The organism is Phenylobacterium sp., assembly GCF_036502675.1.
In the GTDB taxonomy this organism is placed as follows: Bacteria; Pseudomonadota; Alphaproteobacteria; order Caulobacterales; family Caulobacteraceae; genus Phenylobacterium.
This window is the reverse complement of sequence record NZ_DASXYF010000109.1, coordinates 66773-80881: the sequence shown is the minus strand read 5'-3', so window position 1 is coordinate 80881 and position 14109 is coordinate 66773. Positions and strand designations below refer to the sequence as shown.

Genomic DNA, 14109 nt, shown 5'->3' with positions numbered 1-14109 from the left:
TCCGACGAGGGCGCCTGGATCACCGCCCAGAACTTCGTGATCGACGGCGGTTCGAGCGAGATCAAGTAGCGGGCCGCCCCACGTCGCGGGCACGCCGCACAGAGGGAGACGCGTCATGAAGGTGCTTGGGATCAATCGCGCCGAGTTGCTGGTGGAGGACTCCGACGCCGCGGAGGCCACGTTCAAGCTGTTGTTCAACGGCGCGAACTTCTCGCCGGACCTCGGCGTGCACAACCGGCCGCTCGACTGCCGCACCGACCACGCGATCGGCCTGGAACTGGTCCACCCCAAGGACGAGACCGACAAGATCGGCCAGCTCATGAAGGCGAAGGGCCAGCACGTCTTCACGGTGGTCTATGACGTGGAGAGCATCGACGACGCGCGCGAGCACCTGAAGAAGAACGGCTTCGAAATCCAGTACGAAGGCGACTACAGCGCCAAGCCGGAGGTCGACGTGCACAAGCAGATTGTCGTGCGGCCCGACCGCACCCACGGCATGCTGGTGGTCTTCCAGGAGCGGCGGCTGAAGGGCCTGTCCGTCCACGAGAGCCGCGGCCGCGGGTGAGGTCCCGGGCCTCAACCGGGCGGAGCTGCTGGTCGACGACCCGGACGCGGCGGAGGCGACGTTCGACCTCCTGTTCAACGGTGCGGCCTTCGACCATGAGCCGATTTCGCACGGCCGCCCGCTCGACTGCCGCATCGACTGGGGATTGGAACTGGTCCACCCCACCGACGAGCGCGACGAGATCGGCCAGCTCCTGAAGGCGAAGGCCAGCACATCTTCACCGTGGTCTACGACGTGGAGAACCTGGAGGACGCCAAGGCTCACCTGGCGCGCCACGGCTTCGAGATCCAGTACGAGGCGCACGGACGGCTGGACGTGCACAACAGGTCGTCGTACGGCCCGACCGCACCCACGGCATGCTGGTGATCTTCCAGGAAAAGCGGATGGCGCCGGAGACCTGAGGCGGCCGCCGGTCAGCGGTTGCCGTCGCCGCGCGGCCCGTCCGCGGCGGTGGACGCCGCCTGGGCGTCCGGGCCCTCGGCGGCGCCGGAGCGCGACATCTCCCGGGCGGCGCGGGCCTCCAGAACAAGCTGGTGACCCTTCTGGCGATGCCGTTCGGCGTAGCGGGCGGGATCGCGCTTGCTCATGGCGGCCATAACCAGGAGGCCCGCCGCTCCGTTCGCAGCCTAACCGTTGACAATCCGGTGAGCGGCGTTCGGGCTTGCCATTCCCCGACCGCTTGCTAGTCACGTCGGGCCGATGGGCCCCCCGCGCGGGCGGGACGGACGCCCGGCGCGCAAGGAGGCGACATGGCTGAAGACGCGACCGCGAAGCGCCGCCGCGACCGCCTCCGCTACGGCGAGGTTCCGCCCGAAGCGGACGCGCCGCTGGCCCCGTTCGCCGGCGCGGAACCGCCTGCGCCGGCCTGGTTCAAGGCCGCCCTGGGGCAGGCGCCGCAGGAGACCTTCGTGGAGTCCCTGGGCACGAAGATCGAGCTTCTGACCTGGGGCGACCCAGGCAAGCCCGGCCTGCTGCTGGTGCACGGCAACGGCTCCCACGCCCACTGGTGGGCGCACATCGCGCCGTTGCTGGCGGACCGCTACCGGGTCGCGGCCATGTCGCTGGCCGGGGCCGGCGCCTCCGACTGGCGCGAGCGCTATTCGAGCCGCGACTTCGCCGAGGACGCCGAGGCCTGCGCCCGGGCGGCGGGTCTCTACGACGGTGGTCGCAAGCCGATCTACATCGGCCACTCCCTGGGCGGGGCGCAGGTCTTCTGCGCCGCGGAGGCGCACCCCGAGCGGATGCAGGCGGCGGTGTTGATCGACTCCAGCTTCCGCGGTCCTTCGACGGCGGCCGTGGAAGAGATGCGGACGGCCCGCGCCGCCGCGCCGCCCCGGCGGGTCTACGAGAGCGAGACGGCGGCCCTGGCCCGCTTCCGCCTGTCTCCGCTGCAGGTCGTGCGGGCGCCCTACATCGCCGACTACATCGCCCGCAAGGCGCTGGGCCGCACACCGTTGCCGGACGGGTCGGGGCTCGGCTGGGCCTGGCGCCACGACCCGGCGATGTGGGTCAAGCTCGAGCGCGGCCACGAGCGGGGCCCGTTTCCCGACGGGCCGATCCGGGTGGACGTACCCCTGGTGCACATCGTCGGCGATCAGTCGCACGTGGTGCGGTTCCGGGAGCCGCGCGGCGACCCCCTGACCCCGGACGTGCCGCAGTTCGCCATTCCCGACTGCGGGCATCACACCATGATCGACCAGCCCATGGCCCTGGTGTCGGCGTTGCGCGCACTGCTCGCCGTCTGGCCGGGTTGAGCCGCCGGGCGCTTGAGCCCGGCTGCGCTGTCGTGTAGCACGCGGCGGACACGTCCGATTGCGGAGAGACCTTCAGATGGCCGAGCACGGCTCCGACTACCACCACGGCCAGATGGATATCCACGCCCAGCAGTCGACCTTCAACCTGTTCACCGGCATGACCAAGTGGGGCTCGCTGCATCTGGCGGTGCTGCTGGTGTTCCTGGTGCTGTGGTTCTGCACCAAGGCGGGCTTCCTGGGGGCGCTGGTCACCGCGGTGGTGCTGATGGTGCTGGGAATCCTGCTCCTGCGCGAGAAGCCGTCCGCCGGACACTGAACGCCCGCGTCCCGCCCAGGGGCGCCCTGGACATCACGTGAAGCGACTTCGTAAGCTCTGAGCATAAGCCCGAGGGAGAGTTCGCGCGGATGGCCGTCGTCGCCGTCATCAAGGAAAGCCGCGACGGCGAAACCCGTGTGGCGGCGGTTCCGGAGACGGTGAAGAAACTGATCGGGGCCGGGTTCTCCGTCATGTTCGAAGCCGGCGCCGGCGCGGCCGCCACCTACCTGGACGCCGACTACCAGGCGGCCGGCGCCACGGTCGCGCCCACCGCCCGGGCCGCGCTCTCCGCCGCCGACGTCGTGCTGAAGGTGCGCGCGCCGTCGGTCGACGAGGCTGTGGCGCTGAAGTCCGGCGCCCTGTTGGTCGCCCTGCTCGACCCGCACCGGGACAAGACCGCCCTGGCCGCGCTGGCCGCCCGCGGCGTCACCGCCTTCGCCATGGAGTTCGTGCCGCGGATCACCCGGGCCCAGGCGATGGACGCGCTCTCGTCCCAGGCCAACCTCGCAGGCTACCGCGCGGTGATCGAGGCTGCCTGGGCCTTCGGCAAGGCGCTGCCGATGATGATGACCGCCGCCGGTACGATCGCGCCCGCCAGGGTGTTCGTCATGGGGGTGGGAGTGGCCGGCCTGCAGGCCATCGCCACCGCCCGGCGCCTGGGGGCGGTGGTCACCGCCACCGACGTGCGCCCGGCCACCCGGGAGCAGGTGGAAAGCCTGGGCGCCAAGTTTCTGGCCGTGGAGGACGAGGAGTCCGTGTCCGCCCAGACCGCCGGCGGCTACGCCAGGGAGATGAGCGCCGGATACCAGGCCAGGCAGGCGGAGCTGGTCTCCGCCCACATCGCGAAACAGGACATCGTCATCACCACAGCCCTGATCCCCGGACGTCCGGCGCCGCGGCTGGTCAGCGCCGCCCAGGTCGCATCGATGCGCGCCGGCTCGGTGATCCTCGACCTGGCCGTTGAGCAGGGCGGCAATGTCGAGGACGTCCGCCTGGGCGAGGTCGCCATGACGCCGAACGGGGTGAAGATCCTGGGATTCCCCAACCTGCCCGGCCGTGTGGCCGCCGACGCCTCGGCGCTCTACGCCCGCAACCTGATGGCCTTCGCGGGCCTGCTCCTCGACGAGGCGGGCGCGCTGGCTCCCGACTACGAGGACGAGATCCTCAAGGCCGCCCTGGTGGTCCGCGGCGGCGCCGTCGTCCACCCGGCGCTGGCGAGCTAGGAGTCCCGATGGAAGCCGTCGATCCCACCATCTACCGCCTGGCGATCTTCGTGCTGGCGATCTTCGTCGGCTATTATGTGGTCTGGAGCGTGACGCCGGCGCTGCACACGCCGCTGATGGCGGTGACCAACGCCATCTCCTCGGTGATCATCGTGGGCGCGCTCATCGCCGCCGCGGCCCGCAACCCCGACGGGGCGCTCACCACCAACGTCCTGCTCTCCAAGGGCTCGGGCGTGCTCGCCGCGACACTGGCCTCGATCAACATCTTCGGCGGCTTCCTGGTCGTTCGCCGCATGCTGGCCATGTACAAGAAGAAGGACCGGGCGAAGTGAGCGCCAACTTCGCCGCGGTCGCCTACCTCGCGGCCGGGGGCCTGTTCATCCTGGCGATTCGCGGCCTCTCCAGCCCGGCCAACAGCCGGACCGGCAACCGCAACGGCATGATCGGCATGGCCATCGCCGTGGCCACCACTTTCCTCACCCTGTGGGGCCAGGGCGCGCTCGACCCCCTGACCTTGGGGCTGATCGCGGCGGGGGTCGCCGTGGGCGGGGTGATCGGCGCCCTGATCGCCCGCCGGGTGGCCATGACCGCCATGCCGCAGCTGGTGGCCGCCTTCCACAGCCTGGTCGGCCTGGCCGCCTGCCTGGTGGCGGTGGCGGCGATCCACACGCCGGGGGCCTACGGCATCCTGAACGCGGCCGGGACCATCGAATTCAATTCGCTGATCGAGCTTTCCCTCGGCCTGTCCATCGGGGCGGTGACCTTCACCGGCTCGGTGATCGCCTTCGCCAAGCTGAACGGCAACATGTCGGGCGCTCCGATCCTGCTGCCGGCGCGTCACCTGATCAACCTCGCCATCGCGGTGGTGATCGTGGCGCTGATGATCCTCCTGATGCTGAGCGGTGGGACGGCGCTCTGGGCCTTCTGGACGATCTTCGCGCTCTCGCTGCTGGTGGGCGTCACCCTGATCATCCCGATCGGCGGGGCCGACATGCCGGTGGTGGTGTCGATGCTGAACAGCTACTCCGGCTGGGCGGCGGCGGCGCTGGGCTTCACGCTGGAGAACACCACCCTGATCATCACCGGGGCCCTGGTGGGCTCCTCCGGGGCCATCCTCTCCTACATCATGTGCAAGGCGATGAACCGCAGCTTCGTCTCGGTGATCCTGGGCGGCTTCGGCGCCGCGGACGGGGCGCCGGCGGGGCGCGCGATCGAGACCCGGCCCATCAAGCAGGGCAGCGCCGAGGACGCCGCCTTCATCATGAAGAACGCCTCGAAGGTGATCATCGTCCCGGGCTACGGCATGGCGGTGGCCCAGGCCCAGCACGCCCTGCGCGAGATGGCCGACAGGCTGAAGGCTGATGGGGTGGAGGTGAAGTACGCCATCCATCCGGTGGCCGGCCGCATGCCCGGCCACATGAACGTGCTGCTGGCCGAGGCCAACGTGCCCTATGACGAGGTGTTCGAGCTGGAGGACATCAACTCCGAGTTCGCCACAGCCGACGTGGCCTTCGTCATCGGGGCCAACGACGTCACCAATCCGGCCGCCAAGACCGATCCCCAGTCGCCGATCTACGGCATGCCGATCCTGGACGTGGAGAAGGCGCGCACCGTGCTGTTCGTGAAGCGCGGCATGGGCTCGGGCTACGCCGGGGTGGAGAACGAGCTGTTCTTCCGCGACAACACCATGATGCTGTTCGCCGACGCCAAGAAAATGGTCGAGGGTATCCTGAAGAACCTTTGAAGCGTGACCGCCCGCAGCCGGCAGTCGAGCTTGCAGGCGCCCGCGATCCTGCGAAGTCATCGCCGGCTGATCATCGACTCCTGGCGCGTCGGGCTGTAGACGTGGGCGTTCGGGCAAAGGCTGCGGTGACCCGGCGCTCCGGCGTTTTCCCCGCCGCCGCCACCATTTCGCCCGAAACGGACGCCAGTTAGCGCCCTGTTAACGATAGGCGTCGGCTCGGCGTCCGGTTTAGACCTCCGCAGCTCACCTCTGAAGCGCGGCAGTACTGAGAGGGGTCCTCTTTGACTCGATCCAGCCAGGCCCTCCCCGGCCGAGCTCGTCAATGGATTGTCGATGCGACGATCGGCGCCGCCGCCGCCCTGATCGCGATCACCGCGGCCCAGGCCGCCCTTCCGCGCCGCGCCCTGCCGCTTGCTTCCGCGGGCGCCGCGCGCGCTGCGCCGGCCGCTCCCCCGGCGACGGCCGCGCCCGCGGCGCCGGCCGTCCTGATCGCCTTCACCGACCCGGTGCCCGGCCACCCGGTGGTCTCGCCCTTCGGCCTGCGCAAGCTGCCCTGGGAAGAAGGCGGACGCCTGCATGAGGGCGTGGACATCGCCGCCGATCCGGGCGTCGCGGTGCTGGCCGCCGCCGACGGCGTGGTGGCGGCCGCGGGGTCCAGCGACTCCTACGGCCGCTACGTGGAAGTCGTGCACGCTGAGGGCCTGAAGAGCTTCTACGCCCATCTGGGTTCCATCGACCCCGGGATCGCGCCCGGCGTGACGGTGAAGCTCGGCGCGCCGATCGCCCGCATCGGCTCCAGCGGCTCGTCCACCGGCCCGCACCTGCATTTCGAGATCCGCGACGCCAGCGACCGGCCGCTCGACCCCAAGTACTTCCTGGACCGCAAGTTCGCCGAGGCCGAGGACCTGCCCCTGCTCACGGCGGCGCGGGTGCCGCGCGGCGTGCGCATCGCCTACGTCTCCCGCATCCCCGACAGCAAGAAGGCGCTGATGGAGGCTCGCGAGGCGGCCAGGCTCGGCCAGGCCGGGACGATGGTGATCGCCAGGCTCGGCCCCTCCGGCCGGCCCCGCGCCACCCTCCAGGCGGACGGTCCGGACGTGGACATCCTCGCCCGGAAGAAGGCGCTCGTCGCCCAGATCGCCGCCGGCCAGAAGGCCGATATGGTGGCCGAGGCGGCCTCTGCCGGTTCGGCGGGCGCCGACGCCGCGGCCAAGGCCCCGGCGCCGAACACCATCGACGTGGACGCGTCGGCCTCCTAGGTAGGGGCCCATGCTGCTTGCGGACGCGATCGCTTCGCCGGTAGGCGGGGCGCGGCTACGCCCCGGCCGCGGCGAGTTCATCGACATCGGCGGCCGTCGCCTGCGCCTGGTGCGCGCGGGCCCGGCTGCGGCCCAGCCCCTGGTGCTGCTCGAATGCGGCGCCTTCGGCTGCGCCGCCGACTGGGCGGTGGTGCAGGAGCGGCTGGCCGCCAGGGGGCTGCGGAGCCTCGCCTACGACCGCGCCGGCCTGGGCTACTCCGATCCCGGCCCGACGCCCCGCGACGGCGAAGCGGTGATCGCCGACCTGACGGCCCTGCTGGCTGCAGCGGGCGAGACCGGGCCGATGGTGCTGGTGGGCCATTCCATGGGGGGCCTTTTCGTGCGGCTCTTTGCGCGGCGCCATCCGCAGGCCGTGCTGGGCGTGGTGCTGGTGGACGCCGTCACGCCGGAGATCATGGAGGCCCGCCTGCTGGCCGGAGCCGTCCACACCTACCGTGGCGCCATGCGCATCGTGGGCCTGGGGGCGGGGGCGGGCTTCATGCGGCCGGTGGCCCTGGTGATCGGCGACCTGATCGGCCTGACCGGCGAGGCCTCTGCGGAGAAGCGGCGGATCTACGGCTCGCGCATCCACACCCGCTGGGCGGCGGAGGAGGTGCGGCGCTGGCCGCAGACCTCCATCCAGGCCCGCGACGCCGGAAGCTTCGATCCCGCCCTGCCGATGGCGGTGGTCACCGCGGGGCCGGAGCGGACGCGCCGGCGGCTGAAGGCGATCCAGGCCGCGCCGGCCCTGGCGTCCCGCCACGGCTATGTCGACCACGTGACCGACTCCAACCACGCGAACCTGCTGGGTGTCCGCTTCGCCGACCCCATCGTGCGCGGCGTGGAGCATGTGCTGGCGGCGGCCGGTTAGGCGGTTTCGCGCAGTATCGCCCCGCATGCGGCAAGGAGCCGGTCATGGGCGAGGGCGCGGATCGCAAGCCTCGCAACCGCGCTGAGCGCAGGACTTGTGACCGCATCTCCGCCGTCCGTGACGACCGGCAGCGCCCCCCGGCCGCCGGCCGCGAGCGTCGCCAGGGCGCGCTGCTCGGCCGGCGAAAGCCGCTTCCGCCGCCCCGCCAGCAACCCGACGGTCAATCCGGCCCCCGCCGAGATCAGCTCGAAGCGGCCGTCCCACACCACGGCTTCTCCGGCCGGCAGGGACAGGGGCGACAGACCGCCGCGCGCCGCCTCGCCCGGCTCGCGGGAGAACCTCAGCTCCGCCTCGCCACCCTCGATGCGCGCGCCGGCCAGGGTGGAGACGAAGGCGGCCGGGCCGGTGGCCTGGGCGGCCAGCCACTGGAGCCGGTCGCCCCTTGGAGGGCGGTTCGTCCCGGCCGCGCACAGGCAGGCCGCCGATAGGAATCGCAGCCCCGCCGGCCGCTCCGCCGCCCGCAGCAGTTCGCGCGCGACGGAGAGTCCGCCGCCGGCGTCCATGCAGGCCGCCCGCGCCAGCGGGGCGGCGTCGGCGGGCGCCGCCGGCGGCTTGGGCGCGTCTGCGTCCGTCAGCCCCGCCCGGGCCCGGGGACGGGCGTAGCGCAGGTCGGTGTTGGCCGGGTCGTCGATCCAGCTCTCGCCGCGGGCCTGGAGCCAGCCGCGGATCGCCGCCCGCCGCTGGCCGAGCAGGGGGCGCAGCAGGAACAGGCCGCGGCCCTCCGGCCAGGCCGGCGACGGCGTCCAGACGCGCGGCTCCGGGGTGGTGGCGCCCGCCCGCCGCATGGCGCGGGCCTCCAGCACGTCGTCGGCGGTGTGGCCCATCAGCAGCACCCGCGCGCCGGCCTCCCGCGCGGCGTCGGCGAGGCGCTGGTGGCGGGCGGCGCGGGCGGCGGCGGGCAGGCCGCGCTCCGGCTTCGGCCCGGTCCAGGCCAGGGTGCGGCAGGCGACGCCAAGGCGCCTGGCGGTCGCAGCGCAGGCGGCGGCCCAGGCGGCGCTCCCAGCCTGCAGCCGGTGGTCCAGCGTCAGCGTCAGCAGGGCGCGGCCGTTCGCGCGCGCCCAGGCGTGGGCCGCCAGCAGCAGGGCCAGAGAATCCCCGCCGCCGGAGAAGGCCACGGCGACCGGCGCGGGGTCGTGGGCGAGGAGGTGGTCCCGAAGGACCGCGTCGACCTCGTTCAGGCGCACTTCGCCTGGCCGCGCACGGCCACGGCGCGGCTCTTGGCCGCCGGCATGGCCTTGGGATAGCGGCGGTCGAACTCCGCCAGCATCTGGCAGGCGGCGGCGGGCTTCTTGAGCGCCACCAGCTCGCGCGACAGGTCCACCAGGGCATCGGGCGCCCAGGAGGTCTGGGGCCAGCCGCGGATGGCGCCGATGTAGGCGGCGGCCGCGTCGGCATGGGCGCCGCGCACGGCCAGCGTCTTGCCCAGCCAGTAGCGGGCCTCAGGCGCCTTGGGGCTGTCGCCGAAGCGGCTGACGTAGTCCTCCCAGGCGCGCTCGGCGGTGTCGTAGTCGCCGGTGAGCATTAGCTTGCGGGCCTGGGCGAAGGCCTCGGCGGCGCTGGGTCCGGCCGCGGCCGGCGGCGGGGCGGCGGCGTCGCTCATCGCCGCGGGAGGTTGCTCGGCCTGGGCGGCGCGCTGTTCGAGCACGGTCAGGCGGTCGGTCAGGGCCTTGTTCTGGGCCTGGGCGGCCTCGCCGGCCCGGCGCGCCTGGTCGAGGTCGTGGGTGAGGGATTCGATCTGGCCGTTCAGGCGGGTGAGGCTCTGCTCCAGGTCGTTCACCCGGCGGGTCATCTCCTGGATCTGGTAGTCGGTCTCGGCCGGCTGCACCACCACCGGCTTTCCGGTGTCGCGGCCCTGGTAGACGATGGCGCGCAGCTCCCGGACCACCTTCTCCATGCGGTCGAGCCGCCGCCCGTCGCGGGCGTCCAGCGGATCGTCCATCGGGGTCTGGGAAACCGCCGGCGCGGCGAGGGTGAGGAAGGCGACGGCCGTGGCGGGCAGGAGCAGGCGGCGCAAGCGCATGGTCGGGATCATCGTCTGGGGCCAGCGTCGAAATTGCGGCGGATTCCGCCGCGACGCAAAGAGGGGATCCGCGGCCGGATCCCCTCCCGCGCGTTCAGGGTGCGGATCAGCGGGCGCCGGAGGTGATCGCCGTGTGGGCGTTCCGGTTACGCTGGTAGGCGTCTTCCGAAGTGCCGGGGTCTATCGGCTGTTCCTTGCCGTAGGACACGGTGGCGATCCGCGACGCGGCGATCCCGCGCGAGACTAGATAGTCGCGCACGGAGTTGGAGCGGCGGGCGCCGAGCGCCAGGTTGTATTCGCGGGTGCCGCGCTCGTCGGCGTTGCCTTCGATGCGGACCAGAACGCCGGTGTAGCGCTGCAGCCACGCCGACTGGGCGTCGAGCACCGGCCGGGCGTCGTCGCGCAGCTCATAGCTGTCGAAGTCGAAGTAGACCCGGTCGCCGGCGTTGATCACGAAGTCCTGCGCCGAGCCGGGCAGCGGGCCCTCGCTGACCGGCGGGGGCGCCGAGGGCATGGTCTCCGGCGGCGCCGTCGTGGGCGGCGGCACCGCGGGCGCGGGTCCGGGCTTTGGCCGGGACTGGCAGGCCGCCAGCGACGCGGCGGCGAGCCCGATCATCGCCAGATTAGCGGCGCCCTTGGCGCTGAAGCACGTGATCCCCACGGAGGCTTCTCCTTTGGTTAGCGTTACGACCCAAGGCGCTGACCGCGCCAGTCCTCAAACTCTCCCGGCCGTATGGCCGGTGCAACACTCAAACGAACCGCATCACGGGATCGTTTCACCTGACTGCACTTATCACTGCAGAAGCGGCGACCATGCCGGGTCTGACCCCGAGCCCTGCCGCGGATTTGGGCGCAGGATGCGGCCCGTGACGTCCACGGTCCACAGCCTGGGGCCGCCGCCGGGCTCCTCCCGGAAGAACATCAGCACCCGGCCGTTGGGCGCCCATGTCGGTCCCTCGTCGAGGTAGCTGGTGGTCAAGATCCGCTCGCTGGAGCCGTCCGCGCGCATGATCCCGATGTGGAAGCTGCCGCCGGTCTGCTTGGTGAAGGCGATGTATTCGCCGGTCGGGCTCCAGACCGGGGTGGTGTAGCGGCCCTCGCCGAAGGAGATGCGCCGCGCCCCGCCGCCGGCCGCGCTCATCACGTAGAGCTGGGGGCTGCCGCCGCGGTCGGAGTTGAAGACGATCTGCGAGCCGTCCGGCGAGAAGGACGGCGAGGTGTCGATGGCGGGATCGGAGGTGAGCCGCTGGGAGGTGCGGCTCTTCAGGTTCATCACATAGATGTCGCTGTTGCCGCCGCGCTCCACCGAGAACGCCACCCGGCCGCCGTCGGGGGAGAAGCGCGGCGAGAACACCATGCCGGGGAAGTCGCCCAGCTTCTCGCGCCGGCCGCTCTCCAGGTTCAGGAGGTAGATCGCCGAGCCCTCGGGGCGCAGCTCCATGTAGGTGATCTCCTGGCTGGTGGGGGAGAAGCGCGGCGTCATGACGATGAAGCCGCCGTCGGTCAGGTAGGTCGGGTTGGCCCCGTCCTGGTCCATGATCGCCAGGCGCGTCACCCGCTTGATCCGCCCGCCGCTCTCGGCCACGAAGGCCACGCGCGTATCGAAATAGCCCTTCTCGCCGGTGAGGCGCTCATAGACCGCGTCGGAGATCTTGTGCGCCACCCGGCGCCAGTTCTCCGGGCTGGCGGTGAACTGCAGGCCCAGCAGTTGCTGGCCGGAGAAGACGTCCCACAGCCGGAAGTCGACCCGCAGGCGGCCGCCGTCGTCCACCACCGCGCCGTTGATCAGCGCCTGGGCGTTGATGGCCTTCCAGTCGGGAAAGCGCGGGGTGACGGCGACGTTCAGGTCCCGTTCGATGAACGACGCCGGGTCGAGCGGGCGAAAGAGGCCCGAGTTCTCGAGGTTGCTGGTGATGACGCCTGCGATGTCGGCGCCCACCTGCCCGCCGCTCAGCGCCGGGATGGCGATCGGCAGCGGCTGGATGTCGCCGCGGTTGACGTCCACCTCGATCTCCGCCCGGGCGGCGGGCGGCGAGGCGGCGACCGCGCCGAAGGTGAGCGCGGCGGCCATCAGGGCCAGGATCTTGCGTCGCATGCCGGCGCTCCTCGATTGGGCGTTCAAGAACAGGCCTCCTGCGCGTTGAAGCGCACAGCGATTCGCTCGCCATAGAACTCCCGCGGCAAGGTGCGGAAGGGCGCGGCGGCATAGACGGCGCGGATCGCCCGGTCGGCGGCCGCCCTCACCACGGGATTGGACGAGTTCTCCTCGCCGTCGGCGGAGACCTCGCCCACCACATTGCCGCTCTCGCCCAGGGTGAAGACCACGCGGAGCTTCACATCGCGGCCTCCCTCGACCTCGCAGTTGGGATTCCAGCGGCGTCGCAGTTCGTCGGTCAGGCCCGATAGCGCATTGGCCGAGAGACCCGCGCCCACCGCCGGCCGGGCCTGCGGCGCGGTCTCGGCCCGCGTCGGCCCCCGGGCGGCGGAGGAACGCGACGGGCTGGCGGGACGGCCGCCCTTGGAGACGCTGGCCAGCAGCTTGTCGAGGTCCACCTCGCGGCTCGGCGCGGGCTTGGCTGCGGGCTGCGGCTTGGCGGGCGCGGCCTTCTCCGCCATGGGCGCGGGCTTGGGTGTCGGGACCGGCGGCGTGGGCTTGGCCGGCTTGGGGACCGGAGCCGGCGCGGGCGTCGGGGCGGGCTGCGGCAGGGGCTCGGGCGGCGCCGGCGCCTGCAGGCTCTCGTTGGGGACCGGCGTCTCGACGGCGGCGGTCTGTTCCTCCGGCGCCTGGATCGCCGGGCGCACGTCGGTGGCGGGGGCGTTGGTGACGATCTTCACCGGCACCACCGCGCCCACCTTCAGCTCGCGGGCCCAGGGCCAGGAAATCAGGAACAGGGCCGCCACCGCCACGTGCAGCACGGCCGAGCCCGCCAGCGCCGGCGTCATGCCGTCACGATCATGGATCGTCGCGCTCACGGCGCTGGCTGCTCCCGCGGCTTGGGCTCGCTCTTGCCCGACGACGGCCCGCCGGTGTCGGTGATCAGGTTGATGGACTTGAAGCCGGACACCGACAGCGAGGCCATCACCTGGGCCACCACGGAATAGGCGGCGCGGCCGTCGGCGCGGACGTAGATCGGCTTCTCCGTGCGCTGGTCGGCCATGGCCAGCAGGCGCGGCGACAGGTCCGCGAAGGCCACCGCCTTGTCCTGCACGAAGATCGAGCCGTCCGTGCGGATGGAGACGGTCAGCGGCTCCGACTGGTCCTCCATGGCGCCCGCCTCGGTCTTGGGCAGCTCCACCGGCACGCCCACGGTGAGCAGGGGGGCGGAGATCATGAAGATGATCAAGAGCACCAGCATCACGTCCACCAGCGGGGTGACGTTGATCTCCGACAGCGCTCCGCGCCGGCCGCGGCCGTAGCGGCGGCGGCGGCGCGACCCGCCGCCGGCGGCGAAGGCGTCGTTGGCCGAGAGCGCCATCGCGTCAGGCCCGCTCGCTCAGCCGCCGCTGGATGGCGGTGGAGAGGTCGTCGGCGAAGCCCTCGAGCCGGGCGGAGAACTTGCCGGCGTCTGTGGAGAACTTGTTGTAGGCGATATAGGCGGGAATGGCGGCGATGAGGCCGATGGCGGTGGCGAACAGCGCCTCGGCGATGGCCGGGGCGACGACGGCCAGGTTGGTGTTCTTCTGGATCGCGATGGCCTGGAAGGCGTGCATGATCCCCCAGACGGTCCCGAACAGGCCCACGAAGGGGCTGGCGGTGGCGACGATCGCCAGCAGGCCCAGGCCCTGCTCGATGCGCTGGCTCTCGCGGGCGATGGTGGCGTCCAGAACGCGGTCGATGCGCTGGATCAGGAAGGCGGCCTGGGTCTCGGTGGGGGTCCCCCGGGCCCGGGTCTCGCGCCACTCCCGGAGCGCGCCCTGCAGCATGCGGGGCAGGGCGTGGACCGGATGGTCGCCGGCTTCGGCGGCGATCTCCTCCATCGAGCGGCCGGAAGCGAGCCGGACCTCGAAGCTGTTGGCCTCGCGGTTGAGTTTCGCGAAGCGAATCCCCTTGTCGATGATCACCGCCCAGGACCAGACCGACGCCAGCGTCAGCCCCAGCATCACCAGCTTGGCCACCCAGGTGGCGCGCAGGAACAGGGTCAGGAAGTTGAAGCTGTCCGGCGTGATCGCGGCGGGGTCCATGCGGCGGGGGGCTCCAGCTCTGGCGTAACGGGGAGGCGGGGATGAATCGGCCCGGTGGCGAACATAAGGCGTCGAA

The 14109-nt window shown here is 71.9% G+C and carries 17 protein-coding genes; 9 read left to right on the top strand and 8 right to left on the bottom strand.

Annotated elements, in window-relative coordinates; translation table 11 throughout:
* The first annotated feature begins 115 nt into the window (after window positions 1-115).
* Together VGL30_RS14630 and VGL30_RS14625 are read left to right on the top strand one after the other, a co-directional pair.
* Window positions 116-565 carry a hypothetical protein gene (locus tag VGL30_RS14630; RefSeq protein WP_331540747.1) on the top strand — a complete coding sequence of 150 codons (450 nt, stop codon included), beginning with the start codon at window positions 116-118 and terminating at the stop codon, window positions 563-565.
* Window positions 566-787: 222 nt separating this feature from the next.
* The gene (locus tag VGL30_RS14625; RefSeq protein WP_331540746.1) at window positions 788-931 is read left to right on the top strand and encodes a hypothetical protein; all 144 of its coding nucleotides are present in this window, start codon (window positions 788-790) and stop codon (window positions 929-931) included.
* A gap of 47 nt (window positions 932-978) precedes the next feature.
* Here the strand turns inward: VGL30_RS14625 and VGL30_RS14620 are convergent, their stop codons facing one another.
* On the bottom strand, window positions 979-1152 hold the full coding sequence (locus VGL30_RS14620) for a hypothetical protein (RefSeq protein WP_331540745.1): 174 nt from the start codon (window positions 1150-1152) through the stop codon (window positions 979-981).
* Between the two features lie 162 nt (window positions 1153-1314).
* On the opposite strand from VGL30_RS14620, the gene VGL30_RS14615 reads away from it, so the two are divergent.
* The 7 genes from VGL30_RS14615 (at window position 1315) to VGL30_RS14585 (ending at window position 7771) form a co-directional block, all read left to right on the top strand.
* Window positions 1315-2319, top strand: a complete 1005-nt coding sequence (locus tag VGL30_RS14615; RefSeq protein WP_331540744.1) for an alpha/beta hydrolase — start codon at window positions 1315-1317, stop codon at window positions 2317-2319.
* A 76-nt stretch (window positions 2320-2395) separates the two neighbouring features.
* Window positions 2396-2635 carry an aa3-type cytochrome c oxidase subunit IV gene (locus VGL30_RS14610; protein ID WP_331540743.1) on the top strand — a complete coding sequence of 80 codons (240 nt, stop codon included), beginning with the start codon at window positions 2396-2398 and terminating at the stop codon, window positions 2633-2635.
* An 89-nt stretch (window positions 2636-2724) separates the two neighbouring features.
* On the top strand, window positions 2725-3858 hold the full coding sequence (locus tag VGL30_RS14605) for a Re/Si-specific NAD(P)(+) transhydrogenase subunit alpha (RefSeq protein WP_331540742.1): 1134 nt from the start codon (window positions 2725-2727) through the stop codon (window positions 3856-3858).
* Window positions 3859-3866: 8 nt separating this feature from the next.
* Entirely contained in the window at window positions 3867-4190 is a 324-nt protein-coding gene (locus VGL30_RS14600; protein WP_331540741.1) for an NAD(P) transhydrogenase subunit alpha, read from the top strand.
* The gene (locus VGL30_RS14595) at window positions 4187-5602 is read left to right on the top strand and encodes an NAD(P)(+) transhydrogenase (Re/Si-specific) subunit beta (RefSeq protein ID WP_331540740.1); all 1416 of its coding nucleotides are present in this window, start codon (window positions 4187-4189) and stop codon (window positions 5600-5602) included. Before VGL30_RS14600 ends, VGL30_RS14595 begins: the two co-directional genes overlap by 4 nt.
* A 281-nt stretch (window positions 5603-5883) precedes the next feature.
* On the top strand, window positions 5884-6861 hold the full coding sequence (locus tag VGL30_RS14590) for a M23 family metallopeptidase (RefSeq protein WP_331540739.1): 978 nt from the start codon (window positions 5884-5886) through the stop codon (window positions 6859-6861).
* 10 nt (window positions 6862-6871) lie between these two features.
* Window positions 6872-7771, top strand: coding sequence for an alpha/beta hydrolase family protein (locus VGL30_RS14585; protein ID WP_331540738.1), 900 nt, complete (start codon window positions 6872-6874; stop codon window positions 7769-7771).
* Here VGL30_RS14585 and tilS read toward each other — a convergent pair.
* The 7 genes from tilS to tolQ form a co-directional block, all read right to left on the bottom strand.
* Window positions 7768-9015 (bottom strand): tRNA lysidine(34) synthetase TilS, encoded by a 1248-nt coding sequence (gene tilS / locus VGL30_RS14580; RefSeq protein ID WP_331540737.1) that lies wholly within the window; start codon window positions 9013-9015, stop codon window positions 7768-7770. The two genes, VGL30_RS14585 and tilS, sit on opposite strands and share 4 nt — an antisense overlap.
* Entirely contained in the window at window positions 9006-9851 is an 846-nt protein-coding gene (ybgF, locus tag VGL30_RS14575; RefSeq protein WP_331540736.1) for a tol-pal system protein YbgF, read from the bottom strand. The genes tilS and ybgF overlap by 10 nt, the downstream gene beginning before the upstream one ends.
* A gap of 106 nt (window positions 9852-9957) precedes the next feature.
* A complete protein-coding gene (gene pal, locus VGL30_RS14570; protein WP_331540748.1) occupies window positions 9958-10467 on the bottom strand; it encodes a peptidoglycan-associated lipoprotein Pal in 510 nt (169 codons plus the stop codon).
* Window positions 10468-10644: 177 nt separating this feature from the next.
* Window positions 10645-11946, bottom strand: a complete 1302-nt coding sequence (gene tolB, locus VGL30_RS14565) for a Tol-Pal system beta propeller repeat protein TolB (protein WP_331540735.1) — start codon at window positions 11944-11946, stop codon at window positions 10645-10647.
* 23 nt (window positions 11947-11969) lie between these two features.
* On the bottom strand, window positions 11970-12824 hold the full coding sequence (locus VGL30_RS14560; protein WP_331540734.1) for an energy transducer TonB: 855 nt from the start codon (window positions 12822-12824) through the stop codon (window positions 11970-11972).
* Window positions 12821-13327, bottom strand: a complete 507-nt coding sequence (locus VGL30_RS14555; RefSeq protein ID WP_331540733.1) for an ExbD/TolR family protein — start codon at window positions 13325-13327, stop codon at window positions 12821-12823. The genes VGL30_RS14560 and VGL30_RS14555 overlap by 4 nt, the downstream gene beginning before the upstream one ends.
* 4 nt (window positions 13328-13331) lie before the next feature.
* Window positions 13332-14033, bottom strand: coding sequence for a protein TolQ (gene tolQ, locus VGL30_RS14550; RefSeq protein WP_331540732.1), 702 nt, complete (start codon window positions 14031-14033; stop codon window positions 13332-13334).
* Window positions 14034-14109 lie beyond the last annotated feature (76 nt).

What these genes read in the sequence shown, in the direction of transcription:
- tolB (WP_331540735.1), bottom strand. Translation starts at nt 11,946, where the DNA reads ATGCGACGCAAGATCCTGGCCCTGATGGCCGCCGCGCTCACCTTCGGC.
- VGL30_RS14605 (WP_331540742.1), top strand. Translation starts at nt 2,725, where the DNA reads ATGGCCGTCGTCGCCGTCATCAAGGAAAGCCGCGACGGCGAAACCCGT.
- VGL30_RS14620 (WP_331540745.1), bottom strand. Translation starts at nt 1,152, where the DNA reads ATGAGCAAGCGCGATCCCGCCCGCTACGCCGAACGGCATCGCCAGAAG.
- VGL30_RS14615 (WP_331540744.1), top strand. Translation starts at nt 1,315, where the DNA reads ATGGCTGAAGACGCGACCGCGAAGCGCCGCCGCGACCGCCTCCGCTAC.
- VGL30_RS14600 (WP_331540741.1), top strand. Translation starts at nt 3,867, where the DNA reads ATGGAAGCCGTCGATCCCACCATCTACCGCCTGGCGATCTTCGTGCTG.
- VGL30_RS14630 (WP_331540747.1), top strand. Translation starts at nt 116, where the DNA reads ATGAAGGTGCTTGGGATCAATCGCGCCGAGTTGCTGGTGGAGGACTCC.
- tolQ (WP_331540732.1), bottom strand. Translation starts at nt 14,033, where the DNA reads ATGGACCCCGCCGCGATCACGCCGGACAGCTTCAACTTCCTGACCCTG.
- VGL30_RS14555 (WP_331540733.1), bottom strand. Translation starts at nt 13,327, where the DNA reads ATGGCGCTCTCGGCCAACGACGCCTTCGCCGCCGGCGGCGGGTCGCGC.
- ybgF (WP_331540736.1), bottom strand. Translation starts at nt 9,851, where the DNA reads ATGCGCTTGCGCCGCCTGCTCCTGCCCGCCACGGCCGTCGCCTTCCTC.
- pal (WP_331540748.1), bottom strand. Translation starts at nt 10,467, where the DNA reads ATGATCGGGCTCGCCGCCGCGTCGCTGGCGGCCTGCCAGTCCCGGCCA.
- VGL30_RS14610 (WP_331540743.1), top strand. Translation starts at nt 2,396, where the DNA reads ATGGCCGAGCACGGCTCCGACTACCACCACGGCCAGATGGATATCCAC.
- VGL30_RS14585 (WP_331540738.1), top strand. Translation starts at nt 6,872, where the DNA reads ATGCTGCTTGCGGACGCGATCGCTTCGCCGGTAGGCGGGGCGCGGCTA.